1 protein-coding gene is annotated in these 1,511 nt (G+C 59.0%); it reads left to right on the forward strand.

Annotated elements, in window-relative coordinates:
* Positions 1–41 precede the first annotated feature (41 nt).
* Positions 42–1,307 (forward strand): IS4 family transposase, encoded by a 1,266-nt coding sequence (locus DPM19_RS34660; protein WP_111872330.1) that lies wholly within the window; start codon positions 42–44, stop codon positions 1,305–1,307.
* Positions 1,308–1,511: the final 204 nt, after the last annotated feature.

The raw sequence follows: 1,511 nt of genomic DNA on the forward strand, positions 1-1,511 counted from the left end.
CAATGCCACTAAGTTAAGTGTTTGAGTGGTACGGTTCTTGGATGGCTCGAATTGGACAGGTAAAGGTTGCTGACAGCGATTCTTCGTCTGTGCGGTTGACGGATCGTATTTCATTGGGTGTGTTGGCCGAGGCTGTTCCTCGTGATGTTATCGAGGATGTGCTTGATGAAACGGGCCGGCGTGAGCAGCGGTCGCGTTTGCTGCCGGCGCATGTGATGGTGCGGTTTTGTGTGGCGATGTGTTTGTTCTTTGATGATGATTATGAGGAGGTGATGCGTAAGCTTGTCGGGTCGTTGAAGTCGATGGGTTCGTGGCGGGGTGATTGGAGGGTTCCGTCGACCTCGGCGATTACTCAGGCGCGGCAGCGGTTGGGTGTTGAGCCGATGCGTGAGTTGTTCGAGCAAACGGCGGCTCCGGTCGCTTACCGTGGTACGAAGGGGGCGTGGCTGGGGTCTTGGCGGCTGATGTCGATCGATGGTTTCATGCTCGATGTTCCGGACACCGAGGAGAACGCCGCGGAGTTCGGGCGTAAGAGTAACGGTGTGAAGTCCAGTGCTTTTCCTCAGGTGCTCACGGTGGCGCTGGGTGAGTGCGGATCCCACGCCATCGTTGGAGCCGCCATAGGGCCGTGCAATGGGGATGAGCGGGCGTTGGCCGGGCGGTTGCTGCCCCGCCTGGAGCCGGACATGCTGGTGACGGCCGACCGTAATTTCTACAGTTTCGACTTGTGGGGGAAGTTCCTCGGTTCCGGCGCTGACCTGCTGTGGAGGGTGAGAGCGAACCTTGCGCTCCCTGTGTTGAGGTGGCTGCCGGATGGGTCGCATCTTTCGATGGCGATCAACCCGAAGATCCGCAGGTCGCAGCGTGAGGATCTGATCGAGCGGGCCAAGAGCGGCGCTGAAATCGATCCTGATGAAGGACATTTGATCCGGGTGGTCGAATACGATGTCCCGGATCGGGAAGGTGACGGATCCGGTGGGTCTATCTGCGTGATCACCTCGATCCTCGATCCACGCGAGGCGACCGCCGAGGAACTGGCTGCCGTTTATCATGAGCGGTGGGAGCACGAAGGACTCATCGACGAGATCAAAACCCATCAGCGGGGACCGGCGAGGATCCTGCGGTCGAAATCACCGGCCATGGTGTACCAGGAGATCTGGGCGTTCCTACTCGCTCACCATGGAGTCCGACGCCTGATGTGCCGAGCCGCCGACGAGATCGGTGAAGATCCTGACCGGCTATCGTTCATGCGATCACTCCGCGTCGTCCGCCGCCACATCACGGGGCAGGCGGACTTTTCCCCCTGAGCACCGAAAGAAAGCGTTGACAGACGCCATCGCCGAGATCAACGAGCGACGAACAAAAAGGCGACGAAACAGAACCAACCCACGCGTGATCAAACGAGGTCGCCACAACGCTTATATCGTCAAGAAACCCCATCATCGCGGAACTCGACACAATGAGCCGCCTACCATCCGCGTCCTCGCAACATGCCTAACTTAGTGGCATTG

This window comes from Actinomadura craniellae, from assembly GCF_003289645.1.
Taxonomy (GTDB): Bacteria; Actinomycetota; Actinomycetes; order Streptosporangiales; family Streptosporangiaceae; genus Actinomadura_D; species Actinomadura_D craniellae.

Excerpts from the sequence above, each read along its gene's own strand:
- DPM19_RS34660 (WP_111872330.1), top strand. The coding sequence starts at position 42 with ATGGCTCGAATTGGACAGGTAAAGGTTGCTGACAGCGATTCTTCGTCT.